The 20986-nt window shown below is 56.7% G+C and carries 21 protein-coding genes; 15 read left to right on the top strand and 6 right to left on the bottom strand.

From position 1 onward, the window contains the following. Positions 1–21: 21 nt before the first annotated feature. From B0B09_RS16645 to B0B09_RS16635, 3 genes are read right to left on the bottom strand one after another with little or no spacing between them, the layout of a single operon-like run. Positions 22–771, bottom strand: coding sequence for an SGNH/GDSL hydrolase family protein (locus tag B0B09_RS16645; protein WP_076661036.1), 750 nt, complete (start codon positions 769–771; stop codon positions 22–24). Next, the gene (gene msrA, locus B0B09_RS16640; RefSeq protein WP_076661035.1) at positions 764–1414 is read right to left on the bottom strand and encodes a peptide-methionine (S)-S-oxide reductase MsrA; all 651 of its coding nucleotides are present in this window, start codon (positions 1412–1414) and stop codon (positions 764–766) included. Before msrA ends, B0B09_RS16645 begins: the two co-directional genes overlap by 8 nt. A 53-nt stretch (positions 1415–1467) precedes the next feature. Beyond that, complete coding sequence (locus B0B09_RS16635) at positions 1468–2697, bottom strand: MFS transporter (RefSeq protein WP_055296130.1); 1230 nt, start codon at positions 2695–2697, stop codon at positions 1468–1470. A gap of 195 nt (positions 2698–2892) precedes the next feature. Here B0B09_RS16635 and B0B09_RS16630 point away from each other — a divergent pair, with 195 nt between their 5' ends. From B0B09_RS16630 to B0B09_RS16570, 13 genes are all read left to right on the top strand, one after another. Further along, positions 2893–5250, top strand: a complete 2358-nt coding sequence (locus B0B09_RS16630) for a choice-of-anchor F family protein (protein WP_076661034.1) — start codon at positions 2893–2895, stop codon at positions 5248–5250. A 310-nt stretch (positions 5251–5560) separates the two neighbouring features. After that, on the top strand, positions 5561–6709 hold the full coding sequence (locus B0B09_RS16625; protein WP_242654486.1) for a Hint domain-containing protein: 1149 nt from the start codon (positions 5561–5563) through the stop codon (positions 6707–6709). 158 nt (positions 6710–6867) lie between these two features. Then, the gene (ccoG, locus tag B0B09_RS16620; protein WP_055296132.1) at positions 6868–8283 is read left to right on the top strand and encodes a cytochrome c oxidase accessory protein CcoG; all 1416 of its coding nucleotides are present in this window, start codon (positions 6868–6870) and stop codon (positions 8281–8283) included. Continuing rightward, on the top strand, positions 8280–8732 hold the full coding sequence (locus tag B0B09_RS16615; RefSeq protein WP_076661033.1) for a FixH family protein: 453 nt from the start codon (positions 8280–8282) through the stop codon (positions 8730–8732). The genes ccoG and B0B09_RS16615 overlap by 4 nt, the downstream gene beginning before the upstream one ends. Continuing rightward, positions 8729–10876 carry a heavy metal translocating P-type ATPase gene (locus B0B09_RS16610; RefSeq protein WP_076661032.1) on the top strand — a complete coding sequence of 716 codons (2148 nt, stop codon included), beginning with the start codon at positions 8729–8731 and terminating at the stop codon, positions 10874–10876. The genes B0B09_RS16615 and B0B09_RS16610 overlap by 4 nt, the downstream gene beginning before the upstream one ends. Then, positions 10873–11031: a cbb3-type cytochrome oxidase assembly protein CcoS gene (ccoS, locus tag B0B09_RS16605; RefSeq protein WP_055296135.1), complete on the top strand. Its 159-nt coding sequence runs from the start codon at positions 10873–10875 to the stop codon at positions 11029–11031. Before B0B09_RS16610 ends, ccoS begins: the two co-directional genes overlap by 4 nt. Positions 11032–11300: 269 nt before the next feature. Then, positions 11301–11585, top strand: coding sequence for a co-chaperone GroES (locus tag B0B09_RS16600; protein WP_055296136.1), 285 nt, complete (start codon positions 11301–11303; stop codon positions 11583–11585). Positions 11586–11633: 48 nt separating this feature from the next. Next, positions 11634–13277: a chaperonin GroEL gene (groL, locus tag B0B09_RS16595; protein WP_076661169.1), complete on the top strand. Its 1644-nt coding sequence runs from the start codon at positions 11634–11636 to the stop codon at positions 13275–13277. A 142-nt stretch (positions 13278–13419) separates the two neighbouring features. Then, the gene (gene nspC, locus B0B09_RS16590; RefSeq protein ID WP_076661031.1) at positions 13420–14514 is read left to right on the top strand and encodes a carboxynorspermidine decarboxylase; all 1095 of its coding nucleotides are present in this window, start codon (positions 13420–13422) and stop codon (positions 14512–14514) included. A gap of 27 nt (positions 14515–14541) precedes the next feature. After that, positions 14542–15783, top strand: a complete 1242-nt coding sequence (locus B0B09_RS16585) for a saccharopine dehydrogenase family protein (protein ID WP_076661030.1) — start codon at positions 14542–14544, stop codon at positions 15781–15783. A gap of 32 nt (positions 15784–15815) precedes the next feature. Then, complete coding sequence (locus tag B0B09_RS16580) at positions 15816–16691, top strand: NAD(P)-dependent oxidoreductase (RefSeq protein WP_278247303.1); 876 nt, start codon at positions 15816–15818, stop codon at positions 16689–16691. An 18-nt stretch (positions 16692–16709) separates the two neighbouring features. After that, positions 16710–17546: a DMT family transporter gene (locus tag B0B09_RS16575; protein WP_076661028.1), complete on the top strand. Its 837-nt coding sequence runs from the start codon at positions 16710–16712 to the stop codon at positions 17544–17546. Positions 17547–17598: 52 nt separating this feature from the next. Continuing rightward, a complete protein-coding gene (locus B0B09_RS16570) occupies positions 17599–18324 on the top strand; it encodes a lipase family protein (protein WP_076661027.1) in 726 nt (241 codons plus the stop codon). Here the strand turns inward: B0B09_RS16570 and B0B09_RS16565 are convergent. The 3 genes from B0B09_RS16565 to B0B09_RS16555 form a co-directional block, all read right to left on the bottom strand. Beyond that, positions 18321–19391 carry a 5-(carboxyamino)imidazole ribonucleotide synthase gene (locus B0B09_RS16565; protein ID WP_076661026.1) on the bottom strand — a complete coding sequence of 357 codons (1071 nt, stop codon included), beginning with the start codon at positions 19389–19391 and terminating at the stop codon, positions 18321–18323. The genes B0B09_RS16570 and B0B09_RS16565 overlap by 4 nt on opposite strands. Further along, the gene (purE, locus tag B0B09_RS16560; RefSeq protein ID WP_055296143.1) at positions 19384–19872 is read right to left on the bottom strand and encodes a 5-(carboxyamino)imidazole ribonucleotide mutase; all 489 of its coding nucleotides are present in this window, start codon (positions 19870–19872) and stop codon (positions 19384–19386) included. Before purE ends, B0B09_RS16565 begins: the two co-directional genes overlap by 8 nt. A gap of 72 nt (positions 19873–19944) precedes the next feature. Next, a complete protein-coding gene (locus B0B09_RS16555; protein ID WP_055296144.1) occupies positions 19945–20163 on the bottom strand; it encodes a YdcH family protein in 219 nt (72 codons plus the stop codon). 166 nt (positions 20164–20329) lie between these two features. Here B0B09_RS16555 and B0B09_RS16550 point away from each other — a divergent pair, with 166 nt between their 5' ends. Together B0B09_RS16550 and B0B09_RS16545 are read left to right on the top strand one after the other, a co-directional pair. After that, the gene (locus B0B09_RS16550) at positions 20330–20743 is read left to right on the top strand and encodes an Hsp20 family protein (protein WP_055687403.1); all 414 of its coding nucleotides are present in this window, start codon (positions 20330–20332) and stop codon (positions 20741–20743) included. Between the two features lie 3 nt (positions 20744–20746). After that, the gene (locus tag B0B09_RS16545) at positions 20747–20971 is read left to right on the top strand and encodes a DUF1150 family protein (RefSeq protein WP_076661025.1); all 225 of its coding nucleotides are present in this window, start codon (positions 20747–20749) and stop codon (positions 20969–20971) included. The last annotated feature ends 15 nt before the right edge of the window (positions 20972–20986 follow it).

Below are 20986 nucleotides of genomic sequence, written 5' to 3'. Positions count from 1 at the left end.
CTTGCGTTTGTTCACTTTCCGTTATGGCGCGCCCTGCATCCCGTCAAGCAGTTCGCGGTCTGCAAGTATGATCCGCGCGATCGCGTCGGCCCACGCCGCATAGACCACAGGGCCGGGGTGGAACCCGTCCTCGGACATGTTCATTTCATCCAGTCCCAGATCAATGCGGGCTATGACACAGGCCGGTCGTGCCGCGACAATGGCCTCCAGATGCCTGTCAAAGCGGGCCGCCTGACGCCCCAATACCCAGCGCAGCGGGTGTGGCAAAAGCGGGAACTGGCCCATCGGCGGCAGGCCGGAGACCACGATCTTACGTGCACCAAACTGTGTCGTCAGCCGATCAAGCAAAGCTGTTTGTTGTCGTTGCCATCGTCTGCGTGACACTGCCTTTGTGACGTCATTTACGCCCAAAGCCGTGACAACAACATCATATGGCCCTTCTTGCAGCGTATCGAGCCAAGCCAATACGTCCGATGTCTTGGCACCGGTCACAGCGTGCAGGTGATATGTCACGGTCGCATGAGTGGACAAATGCGCGGTCAACTGCCCCAGCAAAGCCTGCTCTTGCCGCGCGACACCTACCCCCACAGCAGAGCTATCACCAAGGATCAAAAGCCGCAGTGGCGGCCCGTGTCCGATTGTCCCTGTGCGATCCCCCGTTGGTTCCGGCAATGCAATATAGCGTTTGCGCACAAACGCCGCTTGCCCGAGCAGGACAGGCAGCAGCAGGATGCGTGCGGCAAGATGAAGTGTATCGCGCGTGTCAGGCACCCACGCCAATCGGGCAGGTCACGCCCGTACCACCAATCCCGCAGTAACCACCGGGGTTCTTGGCCAGATATTGCTGGTGATACTCTTCCGCAAAATAGAATGGCGGTGCATCGATGATCTCGGTCGTGATCGCACCATAACCGGCCTGCGACAAACGTGGCGCAAAGCCCTCTTTTGCCGCTTCCGCAGCAGCTTTTTGTGCCGCTGAATAGGCATAAATACCGGAACGGTACTGCGTGCCTGCATCATTACCTTGGCGCATGCCCTGCGTCGGGTCATGACCTTCCCAGAAGACTTGTAGCAATTGCTCGTAAGAAATGACCGCAGGATCGTAAATCACGCGCACCACTTCATTATGGCCGGTCTGGCCGGAACAAACCTCTTCATAGGTCGGGTTGGGGGTATAGCCGCCCGCATACCCCACCATCGTTGATTGCACGCCGTCCAGCTTCCAGAACATCCGCTCGACTCCCCAGAAACACCCCATACCGAACATGGCTTCTTCCATGCCCGCCGGCACATCGCCTGTCAGCGGGGTTTCGAACACGTAATGTGTCTTGGCTGTGGGGATCGCATGCGCACGGCCCGGCAGTGCTGCATCCTTGGCCACCATTTCAGATTTCGCGCGGGACATGAAAAACATATGAACGCCTCCTATCAGGTTCGCCTGTAATATAGTGCGGTCGGGCGAATTTACTACTCTGCCGCCGCCAACAACCGGCCCTGAAACACGGTCTCGTGACCGGGGGCCGGATGGCGCGGAATCAAAAGCGAGAGCAACAGCGAAATAATCGCCATGCCCGCCGCCATCAGGAACACCAATCCCGGCGATTGCAGCCAGACATAGCCCAGCATTGCCGGCAAAAACACCGCCGCAATATGGTTGATGGTAAAGGCTACGGCAGCGGTGGGTGCAATGTCCTGCGGATCAGCGATCTTTTGAAAGTAAGTCTTGATTGCAAGTGCGAGGCTAAAAAACAGGTGGTTCACGATATAGAGCCCCGTTGCCAGCAAAACGCCCCAGCCGAAATAGTAAATGCCACCATAGGCAAAAAACACCAGGCACAGCCCCACATACTCGAAAACTAGCGCGCGGCGTTCACCAAAGACTTGCACGATCTTGCCCAGCAAGGGCGCTGCAAACATGTTGATCAATAAGGTGAACATGAAGAGCTTGGTGATGTCGTCAACTGCGAAACCAAACTGTTCGACCATCATGAAACCTGCAAAGACGACAAAAATCTGCCGCCGTGCGCCCGACATGAATTGCAGCGCGTAATAAAGCCAATACCGCTTGCGAAGGACCATCTTCTTGATCTGTGGGTGCGGTGCCTCGAATTGCGGATAAGCCAACAGACATAGCGTGGCGACAACGGCCGTAAATCCGCCCGAGAGCCAATAGACAATGCTGTACGTCAGGCCAAACCGTTCCCAGCTGAGCACAATCAGCAGATACACGAGCAGCGTCGCCCCCGATCCCGCCGACAATAGCCAGCCCAGCGTTTGTGGGGCCCGCTTCTTGTCAATCCACTGCAATTGTAGCGATTGATTGACCGTCTCGTAGTAGTGGAACCCGATAGACGACAGCATTGTTACCGTCAAAATTCCTGCCATTTCGGGAAATTGTGCCGTCACAGCCGTGGCCGCCCCCAGCATAATCAGCGCGACCAGCCCCAAGACCTGCTCGCGGATGAACATGATCAAAGCAATCACACCGATTGCGAAGAAGCCCGGAATTTCGCGCACCGTATGCAGCCAGCCAATGTCCGAGCCATCAAAATTTGCGACCTCAATCACAAAGTTATTAAGCAGCGCCGACCATGTCGCAAAGGCAACAGGCATCGCCATGGCCATCACAAACAAAAGCGATGTGGGCCTGCGCCACAGCGGTAAGGTTCGGGCATCTTCGAGACGAATAATTTTCATGTCGAAACGCTTACGCCTCCTGATCGCGAAAAGCGAGACTTTGGTTGCAGATGCCCAGTTGTCAATTCTGCAACCGTAAAAAAACATTCAAGTTTTGATATGTGTCAATGGTTACCCCCCACGACACCGCTACCTCGTAAGACATTCCGTTTATGGAATGTGTAGGAAACACTTAGAGAGTTAGGGGAATTCGAGATGAAACAAAAGACACGGTTTATCACCGCGGGATCTGTCGCAGCACTCACGCTGGCCTGTACACATGCTTGGGCCGACACGCTTGATGGAAATTTATTGATCGGTACATCAGGTGATGGCCTGGTTTTTTCGGACCCTGCAGAAGGTGTTCTGGCACCGGGCGTCAAGGCCGTAACGTTTACACGCACGCGGGTTGACGACCCCGAGAACTCTGGCGAATTTCTTTACTTGGATCCCTTTGAAATCATCATCACGGATTTCTCCGACTCCAATGAGGATATTGAATCGCGCGGCGATGTCGTGAATTGCCTGATGGCCAACAATCCGGAGATTTACTGCGATTCCGCCCCTGGTTCGGGCAAGCGGATCAAGACATGGCTGACCGGCCCTGACCCGTTCGAGATGACCTTCCAGACCAACAGCGATCCATACTTCGATGAAGAGAATAATCTGGTTGATACGTCTTCGGTCGACTATTTCACATTTGGCAAGGTCTCGAACTTCACGGGCGCACGGATCACCGGCTTTTCGCTTGAGTTGAGGGATGCAGATGGTGTGCTGATGGACCCGTCGGACCCCGCAAATGCAGTTCTGTTCAACCTTGCGGCCACTGAAATCGGCCTTGGCGGACGGTTGGTCGATGGCCTGTTCGGCGAAGGCGGGAATGAGGGAGATATCGGGTTCTTCTCCGACAGCCGCGCAGGCTTTACCTCAGATTTCAGTGCAGACATTCTTGCCTTTGGAACAGCCAGCGGTGCGGACGCGGCGTTTACAAATAGCGACTACACAGCAGCATTCGGCGATTTCTTCCTCGACAATACCATGGTGCCTGATGGCTTGTTCTGGGACGACAACGACAATCCCGATGACGAATCTGCTCTGATCGCGTGGTACAATATCGCGGATGGCGAATGGAACTACGGAAACCTCGCTCTTACGGAAGTCCCCGACGACCTTCCGGGAAGCGTTGAACCACCCGTTCTGTTGCCTGAACGTCTGGCAGACTTGGCCGCAACCCTCGGCGTCGAAGTAGACGATCTGGATTATGCATCCGGTGTCGTGCCTGATGCTATTGTCGCCGCGGCAGAAGCGAACGGACTGTTTGCAGTCGATCCGATTGAGGATTTGCGCAATGCAAACCTGAATTACGACATTACCATTGGCACGATCGAGGACGGAGAATTCACCTTGCGCTGGGTGCCGGAATTTGTCCCGATCGTGACTGAGGCCCAGTCCGACTATCAGTTCAAGCTGGCCGGGTATCTCGATGCAGCGGCGAATGTGCCTTACTGGGACGTCGGCAATGCAGAAGCATATGAGGACGCCATCGCAGCAATCCTCGCACTGGAACCAACCGAGCAAGCCGCCGCTCTGACCAGCACGGGCTTCACCATTGCGCCCGCCTATACCGCGATGAGCTATGAAGCAGCACGTGGTCATGTTGATGCAATTACCGGCCTGGCCCCGATTGACGGTGGCAGCCCAGCCGGTGTCTCGCAAGGCGGAGGCGCACAATCCTGGCTCATGGGCGGCAATCTTTATGGCCTTGCGTCGCTGGGTGGATCGGCTGCGACCTATGATCCGACTTCGGGGTCGATCGGCTATGACGTCGACGCATCATCGTTCACTGTTGGCGTTGAAAACCGCGTGAGTGCGAATGCTTCGGTCGGCATCGCAGTGGGCGGTACATCGGCCACAGCTGAAGCTGCTGACGGGCTTGGTGACGTTGAAACAACGGGCGTGTCCTTCATCGGTTTTGCGCGTGCGAACATGGCGACCGGCGCGCGCTTCAAGGCCCTTTTCGGGTATCAGGATGCGACCTACGACAGCACACGCAATGTGTTGGACCAAACCGCCACCGGCCGGACAGACGGATCGCAAACCTTTGGCGCGCTTCAGGCAAGCTATCTGCGTGACGTGGGCGGGTTCGCAGTAGGCCCGATGGCATCAATCTCTTTCTACAATGTCACCGTTGATGGCTTCACAGAGACCGGCGCAGGTGCGTTCAACCTGACGCTCGAAGAGCAGTCCGGCAGCACGTTCATGGGGTCAATCGGCCTGAAGGGCGAATATGACATGCCAAGTGCATCGGGGCAGAACAAGCTGACCGGTAGTGTTGCCTACAACACATTATCCAGTGATGATCTGCTCATCGAAAGCGGCTTTGACGGGTTGCCGACCGCATCCTTCCCGATCGCAGGACGTGATGACGACTTTGTTGAAGTCAACCTCGGGTTCCAGAGCCTGATTTCATCCAGTACCGCACGCGATATCCGGATCGAAGCGGGCTATGGCGGCGCCTTTGGCGACACGTATGAAAGACACGGCATTCAGTTTGGGATGAACGTTCAGTTCTAAACAGCCAAGAAACGTGAAACAAACGGAGGCGGCGACATTGTGTGGGCCGCCCCGTCGCGTTCACGGTCATTGCTGTACCCCTTCGAACAGGTGACTATGACGGAGTGTCAGGCCGTGATGGCGCACTTTCAGAAGGTTTTTTGAAGATGGGAACCGGCGATTTCCGGTATTTTCAATGGGCCGAACTGAGCAACGGAAGTTAACGATTATTGGTCGTTTCGGTTAATCCACACCTTTGTGCAAATTTCTCTTAACGGTCAGCACGTTATGCTTTAGGTTGCGCTCATCTCATCAGGATCAATGACCAACAGTGCCAGATTTCAACATAGTCAGTGAGACGGCAACCTTCGTTGACGAAACGCCTAACGGCGGCCTGATCATCGACTTTGCGACGCTCGACAACAGTTTCAGTGTTCAAGTCAACGGAGTTGATCTGTTTGTTGGTGGCCCCGCTGGCGCGCCAAACGAGGTCGAATTTCAGGGAAACTCTACTGAAGGGCAGACGATCCGCTTTACCGACGGCCGCACTTACGGATCGAATGTCGGCAGTGATCGCATCCCTGAAATCTGGCAATTGGGCACAGTTGACGGCACACCCCTGGTCCGCTTGGTGATCAATCCCGACGGCACTGTTGAACTCTTTGGGGCGCGGGCCACTGGCGGAGCACTTGAACCGCTCGAACTCTTCAACGGTTTGACAGTGAACACAGCGGCGATTGACGCCGCATGGAACGACACCGGCACGAATACGATCGTTGTCAACCAAGAGATAACGGGCCCCACAAACGCCAGCGGCGAGTTTGTCGACGTGCCATGCTTTACCGCAGGAACACTGATTGAAACCGCAGACGGGCAAATCCCAGTGGAAAAGCTGAAGGTTGGTGATCTGGTGCTCACGTACGACCACGGGCATCAACCCATCCGCTGGATTGGCGCATGCAGTCTCAGTTCAGACCAGCTTAACGCAAAGGAGCGGTTGAAACCGATCCTGATCCGCGCGGATGCATTGGGTGCGGGATATCCCCGACAAGACTTGATTGTATCGCCCCAGCACCGCGTTCTTGTTTCTTCAATCATCGCTCTGCGGATGTTTGATTGCGCAGATGTGTTGATCCCCGCAAACAAACTCGTTGCGCTGGATGGGATCGACGTTATCGACGACACGACAGGTGGCGTGACATATTTTCACTTCCTGTTTGATGCGCATGAAATCGTCTGGTCAAATGGCGCACCGACCGAAAGCCTCTTTACCGGCCCCGAAGCTCTCAAGGCTGTTTCACCCGAGGCTCGTCAGGAAATCAAAGACCTTTTCCCGGAGTGCTGCGATCCAGATTTCGCGGCGCACGCCGCGCGCTACATTCCGGAACAAGGAAAACTGATGCGCAAGCTGGCCTTGCGACATCAAGCCAATCAAAAGCCGCTTTTTGGCGGATCAGCAGGGTCGAACACCTCTGCTTAAACGACTGCGGACGCGTTCTTGCGCAGCCTTCATTGCACTAACGCATGCGACAGCGCACCGCAGGCACGACCTGTGCCTCCTTGATCCACATCAAAGATAATCCCCGCCCACACCTTAGAACCGGACCTGCGAACAGAACTTAAACCTGCAGGTCACCTATGTCCTCTTCCGAGAACCAACCGCTTTACGCCGCGCGCGAACCTATTTTTCCGCGCCGCGTCAAAGGCTTTTACCGGAACCTCAAGTGGTGGGTCATGGCCGTGACCTTGGGCATCTACTATCTGACGCCATGGATCCGCTGGGACCGTGGCCCGAACCTGCCCGACCAAGCCGTTCTGATCGACATGGCCAACCGCCGCTTTTATTTCTTCTGGATCGAAATATGGCCCCATGAATTCTATTTCGTCGCGGGCCTTTTGATCATGGCAGGCCTAGGCCTTTTTCTCTTCACTTCGGCACTCGGCCGCGTCTGGTGTGGCTATACCTGCCCGCAAACTGTCTGGACCGATCTTTTCATCCTTGTTGAACGCTGGATCGAGGGCGACCGCAATGCGCGGGTGCGCCTGTGGAACGCCGATTGGAGCCTTCACAAAGCCCGCCTACGTATCACGAAATGGACAGTGTGGCTCTTGATTGCCTTGGCGACAGGCGGCGCATGGGTGTTTTATTTTGCCGACGCACCCACTTTGGCCGCCAGCCTTGCGAATTTCACCGCACCGCCCATTGCATGGATCACCATCGGTGTGCTGACCGCCACCACCTTTGTCTTTGGCGGCTTCATGCGCGAACAGGTCTGCAACTACATGTGCCCCTGGCCACGTATTCAGGCCGCGATGATGGACCCCGAAACGCTGACTGTTGCCTACCGTGAATGGCGCGGCGAACCACGTGGCAAGAAACGCATCGAAGGTGCAGGTGACTGCATCGACTGCATGGCCTGCGTGAACGTCTGCCCCGCTGGCATCGATATCCGCGATGGCCAGCAGATGGAGTGCATCACCTGCGCACTGTGTATTGACGCCTGCGATGACGTCATGGACCGGATCGGCAAACCGCGCGGTTTGATCGACTATCTTGCGCTCTCTGACCAAGAAGAAGAGGCCAAGGGCAAACCCGCAAAGAAGCTGTGGCAGCATGTGTTCCGCTTCCGCACGATCCTTTACACGACCATGTGGGCCGCGATTGGCGTCGGTCTGGTCTTTGCGCTCTTCATCCGCGCCGATATCGAAATGACAGTGGCGCCGGTACGTAACCCGACCTTCGTGACCCTCTCTGATGGCACAGTGCGCAACATCTATGACATCCGCTTGCTGAACAAACATGGCGAGGACCGGACATTCCGCCTCTCGCTGACGTCGGATGAAATTCTGCGCATCGAACTGGAAGGCACCTCGCAAAGAACCATCGTCGTGCCTGCTAACGAAACCTTTCTGCAACGCGTCTATGTCTCGGCCCGCCCGATTGACCCCGCCTCCGGCATGGATCGCGTCGATCTGCGCTTCTGGGTCGAGGATGAAGCCTCAGGCGAACGCGCCTACAAAGACGCAATCTTTAATGGGAGAGCCCCACAATGACCCGCGAATTTACCGGATGGCACATGCTGGCCCTTATGGTCGGCGGTTTTGGAATTATCATCGCCGTGAACCTGACACTGGCATGGAACGCGATTGCCACGTTTCCGGGGCTTGAGGCGCGGAACTCCTATGCCGTCAGTCAGACCTTTCAAGCGGATCGCGCAGCGCAAAATGCGCTCAACTGGGATGTCAGTGCCGATATTACAGGCGGTGTACTGACTGTGGATATCCTTGATCATCGCGGCGCCCCCCTGCAGGCAGAAATCACGCGCGCCATTCTCGGGCAAGCAACGAACGTGAGTATGGATACCGTGCCGGAATTCACGTGGACGGGGACGCAATACACCGCGCCTGTCTCCATGACAGAAGGCTATTGGAACCTGCGTCTGGAACTGATCGCGCCGGACGGGACAAAATTCCGCCGTCGTTTCCCGATCACCGCAAAATGAGCGACGCCACCTTCTGTCCGGCCTGCATCGGCCTTCCCGAGGGGCAGCTTGAAAAAGCGGCCTCGAACGGTACAGCGCAAATCGTTTTATCCCTGCCTGGCATCCATTGTGTCGCCTGTATCAATGGCGTCGAACGAGTTTTGCGCGATGTGGAAGGTGTCGCGAATGCCCGCGTCAACCTCAGCATGCGGCGGGTCACAGTCGGTACAGACCAACCGATCGCTCCGGAAGACCTGATTGATACGCTGGAAATGGCCGGGTTCGAAGCCCGTGTTCTCGATACAAGCCTGTTGGGTGCCGAAACCGATACCTATGGCCGTGGTCTGATGACACGTCTTGCGGTTTCGGGGTTTGCCAACATGAACATCATGCTGCTGTCGGTGGCTGTTTGGTCGGGGGCCATCGGTGCCACAATGCACATGTTCCATTGGATCACAGCGATCATTGCGATACCGACGTTGTTCTATTCCGCACAGCCGTTCTTTGAGAGCGGATGGCGGTCATTGAAGGCCTATCGTTTGAATATGGATGTGCCGATTTCGCTGGCGATCCTTCTTGCGTCCGGCATTTCGCTTTATGAGACACTCTATGGCGGGCGTCATTCCTACTTCGATGCTGCCGTGACGCTGACGTTCTTCCTGCTCATCGGCCGCTACCTCGATCACCGCAGCCGCAAGGCCGCAGCTTCTGCGGCAGCACAGCTTTCCGCGCTCGAGGTCCCCCGCGTCATGCGTGTGCGCGATGGCGTCCGTCAGATGGTCAACTTTGCCGATCTCGCGATCGGGGACTTGGTACAGGTTTTGCCCGGCGGCCGTATCCCCGTTGATGGCACGATCACCGAAGGAACCAGCCAGATCGACCGCTCGTTGCTGACCGGTGAAAGCCGTCTCAGCACCGCAAGCGCAGGCACGACCGTCACCGCCGGTGAGGTGAATATGACCGGCCCGCTGACTATCCGCGCAACAACCGTCGGCGCGGACACGACACTGCGCAAGATGGTCACGATGGTGGATGAAGCTGAAGCCACCCGCAATCGCTATACCGCCATCGCAGACAAGGCCGCAGCACTCTATGCACCGGTCGTGCATTTGCTGGCGCTTTTCGCCTTTGCCGGGTGGATGCTCTATTCCGGCGATTTCCGCCTGTCGTTGAATATTGCGGTGGCCGTGCTGATCATTACCTGCCCCTGCGCCATGGGCCTGGCCGTTCCTGCGGTGTCTACAACCGCTGCCGGACGTTTGTTTCGCGCAGGGCTCCTTGTCAAGGATGGCACAGCCCTCGAACGTCTGGCCGAAGTCGATACCGTGGTTTTCGACAAGACCGGTACACTGACCTTGCCAGCAGCCGCACGCGATACGCTGGATGCCGAAACGCAATCCATCGCACTCGCCCTGACCCAGAACGCGACCCACCCGGTTTCACAAGCCATCGCGGCGTCCCTGCAAGGCGTCACGCCAGCCAAGCTGCGCGACCAGCAGGAGCACGCAGGCAAGGGTCTCAGTGCGCATTATCAAGGCCAAACAGTCCAACTGGGCTCAGGTGCGTGGCTTGGTGCTGGCAAAGGCACCTACATTAAAATTGGCGACCGGACGCCGCAAAAGATCACCCTGCGCTCAGAACTGCGCGACGGGGCGCAAGCACTGGTGCAAGGCTGGCAAAAAGCAGGCCTTACCATCCATCTGGTCTCGGGCGATGATGCGGATGAAACCGCCAGAATTGCACGCATGTTGCACATCACGTCATGGCAAGCCGAAACAACGCCAGCAGACAAGATCGCCTATATCAACGATTTGTCCAGCAGGGGCGCCAAAGTCCTCATGGTTGGTGACGGTCTGAACGATACCGGTGCGCTCGCTGCCGCCTATGCATCGGTGTCACCGGCAACGGCAGCAGATGCCTCTCGCGCCGCTTCGGACATTGTTCTTCTCAACGACAGCCTGACACCGCTGATCGAACTGCCCTTGGTGGCACGCGCCGCGCGGGCGCGCATCAAGGAAAACTTTGCTTTATCCACACTCTACAATATTATCGCCGTGCCAATCGCGCTGGCGGGCTTTGCGACACCGCTCATCGCCTCAATTGCGATGTCGGCATCCTCGATCACCGTGCTGCTGAATGCATTGCGTCTGAAAGGGAAGCTATGAACATCCTCGTGGTCCTGATCCCCGTTTCGCTGTTTTTGGGTGGAGTGGGCCTTGCTGCTTTCCTATGGAGCCTGCGCCACGACCAGTACGAGGACCTGGAAGGCGATGCCTGGCGCATCCTGTCCGAAGACGATGACACCCCGCACAAGCCCTGACTGTAACACCTACCATTCCTAATTACCGGCCCAGAAATATCCTGGGGAGCGCGAGGGGTGAAACCCCTCGCATACCGCGCCGTGCCCGCACGGCGCAAACCCGTGCTAACAAAGCCGCAACATGACGCGCGCGAGGCGATCTCAAAAAACTGAAAAATCGATGCAGCGTGCTGTTGACTCACACTGATGTGATCCTTACCTACGCATCGTTATCACTCGACCCTGTTGAGTGCTAACATGGGAGAAACACGAACTGGAGAAGTTCAGAGATGGCATTTAAACCACTTCACGACCGTGTACTGGTCCGTCGCATTGAAGGCGACGAAAAGACAGCAGGCGGTCTCATCATTCCTGAGAACGCAAAAGAAAAGCCAGCAGAAGGCGAAATCGTCAGCGTTGGTGAAGGTGCGCGCAAGGACAGCGGCGAGCTGATTGCGATGTCTGTTAAGGCAGGCGACAAAGTGCTGTTTGGCAAATGGTCCGGCACCGAGGTCAAGATCGATGGCGAAGAGCTGCTGATCATGAAAGAAAGCGACATCCTCGGCATCATGTAAGCCGACCGGTCGCCCTCACATTTCCAATCATTCAAGGAGCACATGAAAATGGCTGCTAAAGAAGTAAAATTCGATACCGATGCACGGAACAAGATGCTCAAGGGCGTCAACATTCTTGCGAACGCGGTAAAAGTCACACTCGGCCCCAAAGGCCGCAACGTGGTTCTGGACAAATCGTTCGGCGCACCACGCATCACCAAAGACGGTGTCTCTGTCGCCAAGGAAATCGAACTGGAAGACAAGTTCGAAAACATGGGCGCGCAGATGGTCAAAGAAGTGGCCTCGCGCACCAATGACGAAGCGGGTGACGGTACAACAACTGCGACTGTTCTGGCTCAGGCCATCGTCAAAGAAGGCATGAAGTCTGTCGCCGCTGGCATGAACCCAATGGACCTCAAGCGCGGCATCGACATGGCAACAGCCAAAGTCGTTGAAGCCATCAAAGCGGCTGCGCGTCCTGTCAACGACAGTGACGAAGTTGCACAGGTTGGTACAATCTCTGCCAACGGCGAATCCGAAATCGGTCGTCAGATCGCTGATGCGATGCAGAAAGTCGGCAACGAAGGCGTTATCACAGTTGAAGAGAACAAAGGTCTGGAAACAGAAACCGACGTTGTTGAAGGCATGCAGTTCGACCGCGGTTACCTGTCACCCTACTTCGTGACAAACCCCGACAAAATGACAACCGAGCTCGAAGACGCCATCATCCTGTTGCATGAGAAGAAGCTTTCTTCGCTGCAGCCAATGGTTCCCCTGCTCGAATCCGTCATCCAGTCCGGCAAGCCGCTTTTGATCATCGCTGAAGATGTTGAAGGCGAAGCGCTGGCAACACTGGTTGTCAACAAACTGCGCGGCGGTCTGAAAATCGCAGCGGTTAAAGCACCTGGTTTCGGCGATCGCCGCAAAGCCATGCTGCAGGACATCGCGATCCTGACAGGCGGTCAGGTCATTTCCGACGATCTGGGCATGAAGCTTGAGAACGTCACCATCGACATGCTGGGTTCCGCCAAGCGCGTGTCTATCACCAAAGACGAAACAACCATCGTTGACGGTGCTGGCAATAAAGCCGAGATCGAAGCCCGCGTTGGCCAGATCCGTGGTCAGATCGAAGAAACAACATCCGACTACGACCGTGAGAAACTCCAAGAGCGCGTGGCCAAACTGGCTGGCGGTGTTGCTGTTATCCGCGTCGGCGGCATGTCCGAAGTGGAAGTTAAAGAGCGCAAAGACCGCGTTGATGACGCCCTGAACGCGACACGCGCTGCCGTACAGGAAGGCATCGTTGTTGGTGGTGGTGTTGCGCTGATCCAGGCTGGCAAAACACTCGAAGGCCTGAAGGGTGCAAACTCTGATCAGGACGTTGGTATCGCGATCATTCGCAAAGCCATCGAAGCACCACTGCGCCAGATCGCCGAAAACTCCGGTGTTGACGGTTCGGTTGTTGCGGGCAAGATCCGCGAAAGCAACGACAAGTCCTTCGGCTTTAACGCACAGACAGAAGAATATGGTGACATGTTCAAGTTCGGCGTGATCGACCCTGCCAAAGTTGTGCGCACAGCACTGCAGGACGCAGCCTCTGTTGCTGGCCTCTTGATCACAACCGAAGCAATGGTTGCTGACAAGCCATCCAAAGAAGGTACCGGCGCTGGCGGCGGCATGCCCGACATGGGCGGCATGGGCGGCATGATGTAAATCATCCCCATTACAGACTATCAGGGCGGTTCCGAAAGGAGCCGCCCTTTTTGCTTGATCCACCTGCAAAAAGACTACTTTCGATAGACAGCGATGCAGGCTAAGCACCCGCAAACAGACGTCCACCGGAAGGGATCTTGCCATGCGAACACCATATTACCTGATCGACAAATCCCGCCTGCTGCCGAACCTCGAAAAGATCGCGTGGCTGCGCGAAAATTCTGGCGCCAAATCCCTGTTGGCACTCAAGTGCTTTGCCACATGGTCCGTCTTTGACCTGATGTCCGACTATATGGACGGCACCACCTCCTCCTCTTTGTATGAAGTCCGCTTGGGCAAGGAAAAGTTCGCAGGCGAAACACACGCCTATTCCGTCGCCTACGCCGATCACGAAATCGCCGAGGTTTTGGAGCATTCCGACAAGATCATCTTCAATTCCATCGGCCAGCTACAGAAATTCGCCGACGCTTCGCAGGGCCACATCCGCGGCCTGCGCGTGAACCCCGGCGTCTCCACATCCGAGTTCGACCTTGCCGACCCTGCCCGCCCGTTTAGCCGCTTGGGCGAACATGACCCCGCCGAAATTGCACAAGTCGCCGATCAGATCAGCGGGCTGATGTTCCACAACAACTGTGAAAACGACGATTTTGACCGTTTCGACGAAATGCTGACCCTGATCGAAGACCGTTTTGGCGCGGTGATCGCGAAAATGGACTGGATCAGCCTAGGCGGGGGCATCCATTTCACAGGCGAGGGTTATCCGCTCGACAGGCTTGCGGCGCGGTTGAAATCCTTCGCCACCACCTACGGCGTACAGGTCTACCTTGAACCCGGAGAGGCCGCGATCACAGGGGCCGCAACGCTCGAAGTGACAGTGCTGGACACCATGCACAACGGCAAAAACCTTGCCATCGTCGATAGCTCGATTGAAGCGCATATGCTTGATCTGATCATCTACCGCGAACCTGCGAAGATAGCACCCAATACCGGCGACCATGAATGGATGATCTGCGGCAAATCCTGCCTCGCAGGCGATATCTTTGGTGAGTTCCGCTTTGACGCCCCGCTCAAGGCGGGTGACCGGCTTTCGTTTCAGGACGCGGCAGGTTACACGATGGTTAAGAAAAACTGGTTTAACGGGGTCAAGATGCCCAGCATCGCCATTCGCGAATTGGATGGCACGGTCCGTTTGGTGCGCGATTTCGACTATGATGATTTCGCCGCCGCGCTCTCCTGAAACTACAACAAGAGGTCTTTTGGATATATGAAACGCAATGTCTTGATCATCGGCGCAGGCGGCGTCGCACAGGTTGTCGCGCATAAGTGTGCGCAGAACAATGACGTGCTCGGCGACATCCATATCGCAAGCAGAACAATCGCCAAATGCGAGGCGATCATTGACAGCGTGCATGAAAAATCTGCGATGAAACAGGACGGCGTTCTAAAGGCCCATGCTGTGGACGGGATGGATAGCGCGGCTGTGGCCGATCTGATCAAAGACACAGGCGCCCAGATCGTGATCAACGTAGGCTCGCCTTTTGTGAACATGACCGTGCTTGAGGCCTGCATCCAGACAGGGGCTGCCTATATCGACACGGCGATCCACGAAGACCCTGCCAAAATCTGCGAAACACCGCCATGGTACGCCAACTATGAATGGAAACGCCGCGACGATTGCGCCGCCGCTGGCGTGACCGCAATCCTGGGCGCGGGCTTTGATCCGGGCATGGTCAATGCCTTTGCACGTTTTGCAGTTGATGAATTTATGGACGAAGTCAGCTCAATCGACATCGTCGATATCAACGCGGGCAACCACGGCAAATATTTCTCGACCAACTTTGATCCTGAAATCAACTTCCGCGAGTTTACCGGCACCGTTTACAGCTGGCAGAACGGCGCGTGGCAAGAAAACAAGATGTTCGAAGTCGGCCGCGAATGGGACCTGCCCGTTGTGGGCAAGCAAAAGGCCTATATGTCCGGCCACGACGAGGTGCACTCGCTTGCCGCGAACTATCCGCAGGCCGACATCCGGTTCTGGATGGGCTTTGGCGATCACTACATCAACGTCTTCACGGTGCTGCAAAACCTTGGGCTTTTGTCCGAACAGCCCGTCACGACCGCCGAGGGCCTCGAAGTTGTGCCGCTCAAAGTGGTCAAGGCCGTTCTGCCTGACCCGTCCAGCCTTGCCCCGAATTACACCGGCAAGACCTGCATCGGTGATTTGGTCAAAGGCACCAAGGACGGCGAAGAGGTCGAGGTTTTCGTCTACAACGTCGCCGATCACAAAGACGCCTACAGCGAGGTCGGAAGCCAGGGTATTTCCTACACCGCCGGTGTGCCACCGGTCGCGGTTGCCATGCGTATCGCCGACGGCACCTATGACCACGGCAAAATGATGAATGTCGAAGAGCTGGACCCAAAACCGCTCTTCTCCCTGCTCGACCAGATCGGCCTGCCCACACGCGTCAAAGACGCCAAAGGCGACCGCGCTTGGGACGCTTCCTAAGCAACCCACCTTCCCTTTTCCGGTGATCCGGTATCAAATCACGTCCAAATCAGGAGGCGGACATGACACAGATCGGGATCATCGGATTGGGGCGCATGGGCGGTGCGGTTGCGCAGCGGATGCAGGCGCAAGGCCATAGCGTCCAAGGCTGGACCCGGAGTGGCCGCGCCGTGGACGGCATTACCACCGCCGCAGACCTCGCCAGTCTTGTGAACGCCTGCGATACGCTAATTCTCAGCCTGCTTGACGACACGGCCGTGGCCTCGGTTCTTGACGCCTGCCTTGCGCAGGACCTGACCGGCAAGATCATCATCGACACCAGCACGGTCGTCCCCACGATCCTCAAAGACCGCATTTCCCGGATTGAAGCGCAAGGTGCTCTGGCCGTTGATGCGCCGATCTCTGGCGGGCCGGAACTGGTCTTGGCAGGGCAGTGCGGTGTCTTTATCGGCGGCAGCGATGAGGCGGCAGCACGGGCAGAAACCATCCTGAGCGCGATCTCTGGTCGCGTGTTTCACGTAGGCCCCCTTGGCACAGGCCTTGTGATGAAAACAATCAACAACAGTATGATACAGTGCTACTTCAGTGGCCTTGATGACATGATGCCACTGGCGAAACGCGCAGGCCTTCCGCTGGAAACAGCATTGCGCATCTTGTGTGGTGGCCCCGCCGGCATGCCGATGATCGCAGACCGTATTCCCAAAATCCTTGGCGATGATGAAACGGTCGGCTTCGAAATCCAGGCCGTTCACAAAGACAACGGCGTCTTCCAGCGCATGGCCGAGGCCTATGGACTCGCCTCCCCCATCTTGGCGCAGGCAGGTGAACGTCAAAAACAGGCGCTCGCTGAAGGCCTGGGCACAAAAGACCCTGCAGCACTGGTCACGGCAGCTTACAACCGTGGATAACACGAGCAGGCCTGCGTAATGCGGCTCTTCACCCTTGTCGCACTGACAATGTGCGCCTTTGCTGCCAATTCAATCCTCAACAGGATTGGTGTGGCGCTGCAAGGCATGGACCCGATGGATTTCGCGACCATCCGGACAGGCGCAGGGGCGGCAATGCTGTGGGTCTTGGTGATGGCCCGCAAGGCGCCAAGGCCAGAGGTTTTCACGGCGCGTCGTTGCGCAGGCGCGTTGGCGCTCGCCATCTATATGGTCGGCTTTTCGTGGGCCTACATCACGCTCGACGCGGGACTTGGCGCGCTCATCCTCTTCGGTGTCCTGCAAATCGTCGTCTTTGGGTGGGCCGTCATTGAAGGCAGCACGATCCCGCTGTTGCGCTGGCTCGGCGCGGCAATCGCACTCATCGGCCTCTGCGTCCTGCTTTGGCCCAGTGGCGATATCGCCGTGCCCATCAGTGGCGCCATTTCGATGATTACCGCCGGCATAGCCTGGGCCGCCTACACACTCTTGGGACGCGCCGAAGCCGATCCCTTGGGCGCGACTGCCAGCAATTTCCTGCTCTGCCTGCCGCTGGTGGCAATGGTTATGCTTGGCACAGGTATCGGCGACATGCCCGCAGCGGCTATTCTGACCGCCGTTGCTGCAGGGGCGGTCACATCAGGGCTTGGATACGCGCTCTGGTACCGCACCCTGCCCGCCCTGCCGACGACCATTGCAGGGATCGCACAACTCAGCGTGCCCGTTATCGCCGTAACCGCCGGCGTGCTGTTTTTGGGCGAACCGCTTACCCCCCGCCTGATCGCAGCAGGCGCACTGGTTCTTGGCGGGATCGCTGTGTCGCTGATCGCACGACGTTAGGTTTATGCATTTTTGGGCTTTTGCACGCCCCCATGGATGCTACCTATGGGGTATGAGACTGATTTGGACATCACTTTTCAGCATTTTCCTATCTGGCGCAGCTGTCGCGCAAGAGTGCGTTGTCATGCTTCACGGTCTGGCGCGGACCGAAATATCACTGACCCCTCTCCAATTGGTGCTCGAAGACGCAGGGTATTTCGTTGTGAACAGCGGCTACCCCTCGACCGAGGCGGACATCCCGACATTGGTGCAACAGAATTTACCCGAAGATGTGGCGGCTTGTAGTGACCGCCGCGTGAATTTTGTGACCCACTCGATGGGCGGTATATTGGTGCGCGCGTGGCTGACCAACAACCGGCCCGACAAGATGGGACGCGTCGTGATGCTGGGGCCACCCAATGGCGGGTCGGAACTCGTCGATATTTTTGGTGACTTTGAGCCATTCCAATGGGTCAATGGCCCCGCTGGCCTGCAACTGGGGACTGAGGCAAGTAGCTTGCCGAACCAACTGGCGGAAATTCCCTACGAAATAGGGATCATCGCGGGAAACCGCACACTTAACCCTGTCTATTCCGCCCTGATCGAAGGGCCGGATGATGGAAAAGTGTCGGTCGCATCCACCCGTCTGGAGGGCATGACAGACCACATCGTTCTGCCAGTCACCCACACCTTCATGATGAACAATCCTCTGGTTATCGAAGAAGTCGTAGCCTTCTTGCGCGACGGCGAATTCGACCGCAGCCTGAGCCTCACAGGGATTATCTTCGGGACCGACTAAGCGGGTTTTACAATCCGATTGACGTGGCCCATCTTGCGCCCTGCCTTAACCTCGGCCTTGCCATAAAGGTGGATCGCCGCATCCGTCTTGGCCAGTTCCGGCACACGGTCCATGTCATCGCCGATCAGGTTCTCCATCACCACATCGGCATGGCGCGAGCCGTCCCCCAAGGGCCAACCGGCGACAGCACGGATATGCTGCTCAAACTGGCAAATGGTGCAGCCATTCTGTGTCCAATGGCCCGAATTATGGACACGCGGCGCGATTTCATTGACGATCAATCCTTGCGGGGTCACGAACAGCTCGACCCCCATGACACCGACATAGTCCAGCGCATTCAGAATGCGCGCAGCAATCAGCACGGCATCCGTGCGCTGGCCGGGCGTCAGTTTCGCAGGTACGGTCGTCGTGCGCAAAATCCCCGCCTCATGTACGTTTTCGCCCGGATCATAGCATGCCACCGACCCATCAGGCCCACGTGCGCCAATAACTGACACCTCATGGCTGAAATTCACAAAGCCTTCCAAGATCGCAGGTGCCCCTGCCATATCGGCAAGTGCGGTCGCCGCATCTTCCGGCGTCATAATCCGCGCCTGTCCCTTGCCGTCATAGCCCATCCGCCGCGTTTTCAGGATCGCAGGCGTGCCAATGGCGGCCAATGCGGCATCCAGTTCTTCGGCATTGCCGACATCCGCAAAAGGCGCAGTTTGCAGCCCCAAATCCTGTAGAAAGGTCTTTTCGGTCAAACGGTCCTGACTGGTCGCCAATGCCTGACGCCCGGGATGGATCGGTGCCAGTTTTTCCAGCAAATCGAGTGCGCTGGTAGGAATGTTCTCGAACTCATATGTGATGACATCGACCGCATTTCCAAAAGCCGTCAACGCTGCGACATCATCATAGGCGGCCGTCGTAACACGGTGCGCGACATCACCCGCAGGTGCATTCGCGCCCGGTTCAAAAATATGGGTTTTCAGACCAAGGCGGCTTGCAGCAACGGCCAGCATGCGACCCAACTGACCACCGCCCAAAATACCGATCGTGGCCCCGACAGGAAGAGGGTTAGACATCGCTGGGTTCATCCGGAATGGAAGCGCTCAAATCGCTGCGCCATTGGTCCAGACGGGCGGCCAGATCGGCATCATGCAAGGCAAGGATACCCGCAGCCATCAAGCCGCCGTTCTTGGCCCCTGCCGCACCAATCGCCATGGTCGCCACAGGATATCCGCGGGGCATTTGCAGAATGGAATAAAGGCTATCAACCCCTGACAGGGCCTGCGTCTGCACCGGCACGCCGACAACAGGCACGCGCGTCTTTGACGCCATCATGCCGGGCAAATGCGCGGCACCCCCAGCGCCCGCGATAATCACGTGCAGGCCACGATCCACAGCCGTCTTGCCATATTCCCAAAGCCGATCAGGGGTTCGGTGCGCCGAGACAATCTTGGTCTCATAAGGAACCCCCAAAGCATCTAGCACATCTGCGGCTTCACGCATCGTGGGCCAGTCCGACTGGCTACCCATAATGATACCGACAAGGGGTTTGCTCATGATATTGTCCCACCTTCAAAACGAAGCGGCACTATAGCCAAGCCCTGCGGCGCGGCAATGCCCTCTGGCGCGTTATGCAATGATATCAGGTAAAATACGGTCTTCGAGCTGGGCAATCCGGTCTTTCAAGGCAAGCTTTTGCTTTTTCAACCGCTTGATCGTCAGCATATCTGCCGAGCCACGATCGTGTAGCGCCTCAATCGCTTCGTCCAGATCACGGTGCTCGCGGCGCAGCACTTCGAGCTTGACCCGCAGGACATCGACTTCTTCCATTTTGTTCGACGTGTTCATCAACAGCTCATTCAAGGGCGGGGGTATTGGCCCCACTGTATAGTGTGAAAGCATCAAGAACCTAATACTTCCTCTTGATCAATGCCCGATCCACACCCATATTTTTAGCAATGGTCGCCACAACGGGACCACAACCTGACAGTCGCTTCAACAAAGGGCATGTCTTATGACAAAATTGGCTTTGGGAACGCATCCGTTCCTTTTGGGTTTTGAACAGCTGGAACGGCTGGTCGAACGGACCGCGAAAAGCGGCAACGAAGGGTACCCGCCCTATAACATCGAACAAACTTCGGAAAACTCCTACCGCATCACACTGGCCGTTGCCGGTTTCGCGGAAGGTGATCTTTCGATCACGGTGGAAGACAACGCGCTGGTCATCCGTGGCCGTCAATCTGACGACAGCGAAGGCCGTATCTTCCTGCACCGCGGAATCGCGGCGCGGCAATTCCAGCGCTCTTTTGTACTGGCCGATGGTGTCGATGTCGGTGAGGCGATCATGGAAAACGGTCTGCTGCACGTCGATCTGACCCGCGCAGTCCCGCAGCGTGTCGTACAAACGATCAAAATCAGGAAGGGATAAGTTATGAATACCAAATTCGATCTCGAAAAGCTCGGTCAAGGCATCGTCTATGTGAAACCTATCCTTGCAACCGATCTTCCCGAGGAAATGCGTGAACGCGTCGGTGACCTGGAAGAGCTGTTTTCAGTTCACAACGCGGATGGCGAACAACTTGCTCTGGTTGCTGATCGCAAGCTGGCTTTTCATCTGGCCCGCGAAAACAACATGCAGCCTGTCACGGTACATTGATCATGTAAGGTGGAT

Origin of the sequence: Yoonia rosea (genome assembly GCF_900156505.1) — a bacterium.
Taxonomy (GTDB): Bacteria; Pseudomonadota; Alphaproteobacteria; order Rhodobacterales; family Rhodobacteraceae; genus Yoonia; species Yoonia rosea.
Note: the sequence above shows the minus strand (reverse complement) of the source record. Positions and strands in the feature narration are given on the sequence as shown.

Excerpts from the sequence above, each read along its gene's own strand:
- msrA (WP_076661035.1), bottom strand. The coding sequence starts at position 1,414 with ATGTTTTTCATGTCCCGCGCGAAATCTGAAATGGTGGCCAAGGATGCA.
- B0B09_RS16635 (WP_055296130.1), bottom strand. The coding sequence starts at position 2,697 with ATGAAAATTATTCGTCTCGAAGATGCCCGAACCTTACCGCTGTGGCGC.
- B0B09_RS16630 (WP_076661034.1), top strand. The coding sequence starts at position 2,893 with ATGAAACAAAAGACACGGTTTATCACCGCGGGATCTGTCGCAGCACTC.
- ccoG (WP_055296132.1), top strand. The coding sequence starts at position 6,868 with ATGTCCTCTTCCGAGAACCAACCGCTTTACGCCGCGCGCGAACCTATT.
- B0B09_RS16615 (WP_076661033.1), top strand. The coding sequence starts at position 8,280 with ATGACCCGCGAATTTACCGGATGGCACATGCTGGCCCTTATGGTCGGC.
- B0B09_RS16610 (WP_076661032.1), top strand. The coding sequence starts at position 8,729 with ATGAGCGACGCCACCTTCTGTCCGGCCTGCATCGGCCTTCCCGAGGGG.
- ccoS (WP_055296135.1), top strand. The coding sequence starts at position 10,873 with ATGAACATCCTCGTGGTCCTGATCCCCGTTTCGCTGTTTTTGGGTGGA.
- B0B09_RS16600 (WP_055296136.1), top strand. The coding sequence starts at position 11,301 with ATGGCATTTAAACCACTTCACGACCGTGTACTGGTCCGTCGCATTGAA.
- groL (WP_076661169.1), top strand. The coding sequence starts at position 11,634 with ATGGCTGCTAAAGAAGTAAAATTCGATACCGATGCACGGAACAAGATG.
- nspC (WP_076661031.1), top strand. The coding sequence starts at position 13,420 with ATGCGAACACCATATTACCTGATCGACAAATCCCGCCTGCTGCCGAAC.
- B0B09_RS16585 (WP_076661030.1), top strand. The coding sequence starts at position 14,542 with ATGAAACGCAATGTCTTGATCATCGGCGCAGGCGGCGTCGCACAGGTT.
- B0B09_RS16575 (WP_076661028.1), top strand. The coding sequence starts at position 16,710 with ATGCGGCTCTTCACCCTTGTCGCACTGACAATGTGCGCCTTTGCTGCC.
- B0B09_RS16570 (WP_076661027.1), top strand. The coding sequence starts at position 17,599 with ATGAGACTGATTTGGACATCACTTTTCAGCATTTTCCTATCTGGCGCA.
- B0B09_RS16565 (WP_076661026.1), bottom strand. The coding sequence starts at position 19,391 with ATGTCTAACCCTCTTCCTGTCGGGGCCACGATCGGTATTTTGGGCGGT.
- purE (WP_055296143.1), bottom strand. The coding sequence starts at position 19,872 with ATGAGCAAACCCCTTGTCGGTATCATTATGGGTAGCCAGTCGGACTGG.
- B0B09_RS16555 (WP_055296144.1), bottom strand. The coding sequence starts at position 20,163 with ATGAACACGTCGAACAAAATGGAAGAAGTCGATGTCCTGCGGGTCAAG.
- B0B09_RS16550 (WP_055687403.1), top strand. The coding sequence starts at position 20,330 with ATGACAAAATTGGCTTTGGGAACGCATCCGTTCCTTTTGGGTTTTGAA.
- B0B09_RS16545 (WP_076661025.1), top strand. The coding sequence starts at position 20,747 with ATGAATACCAAATTCGATCTCGAAAAGCTCGGTCAAGGCATCGTCTAT.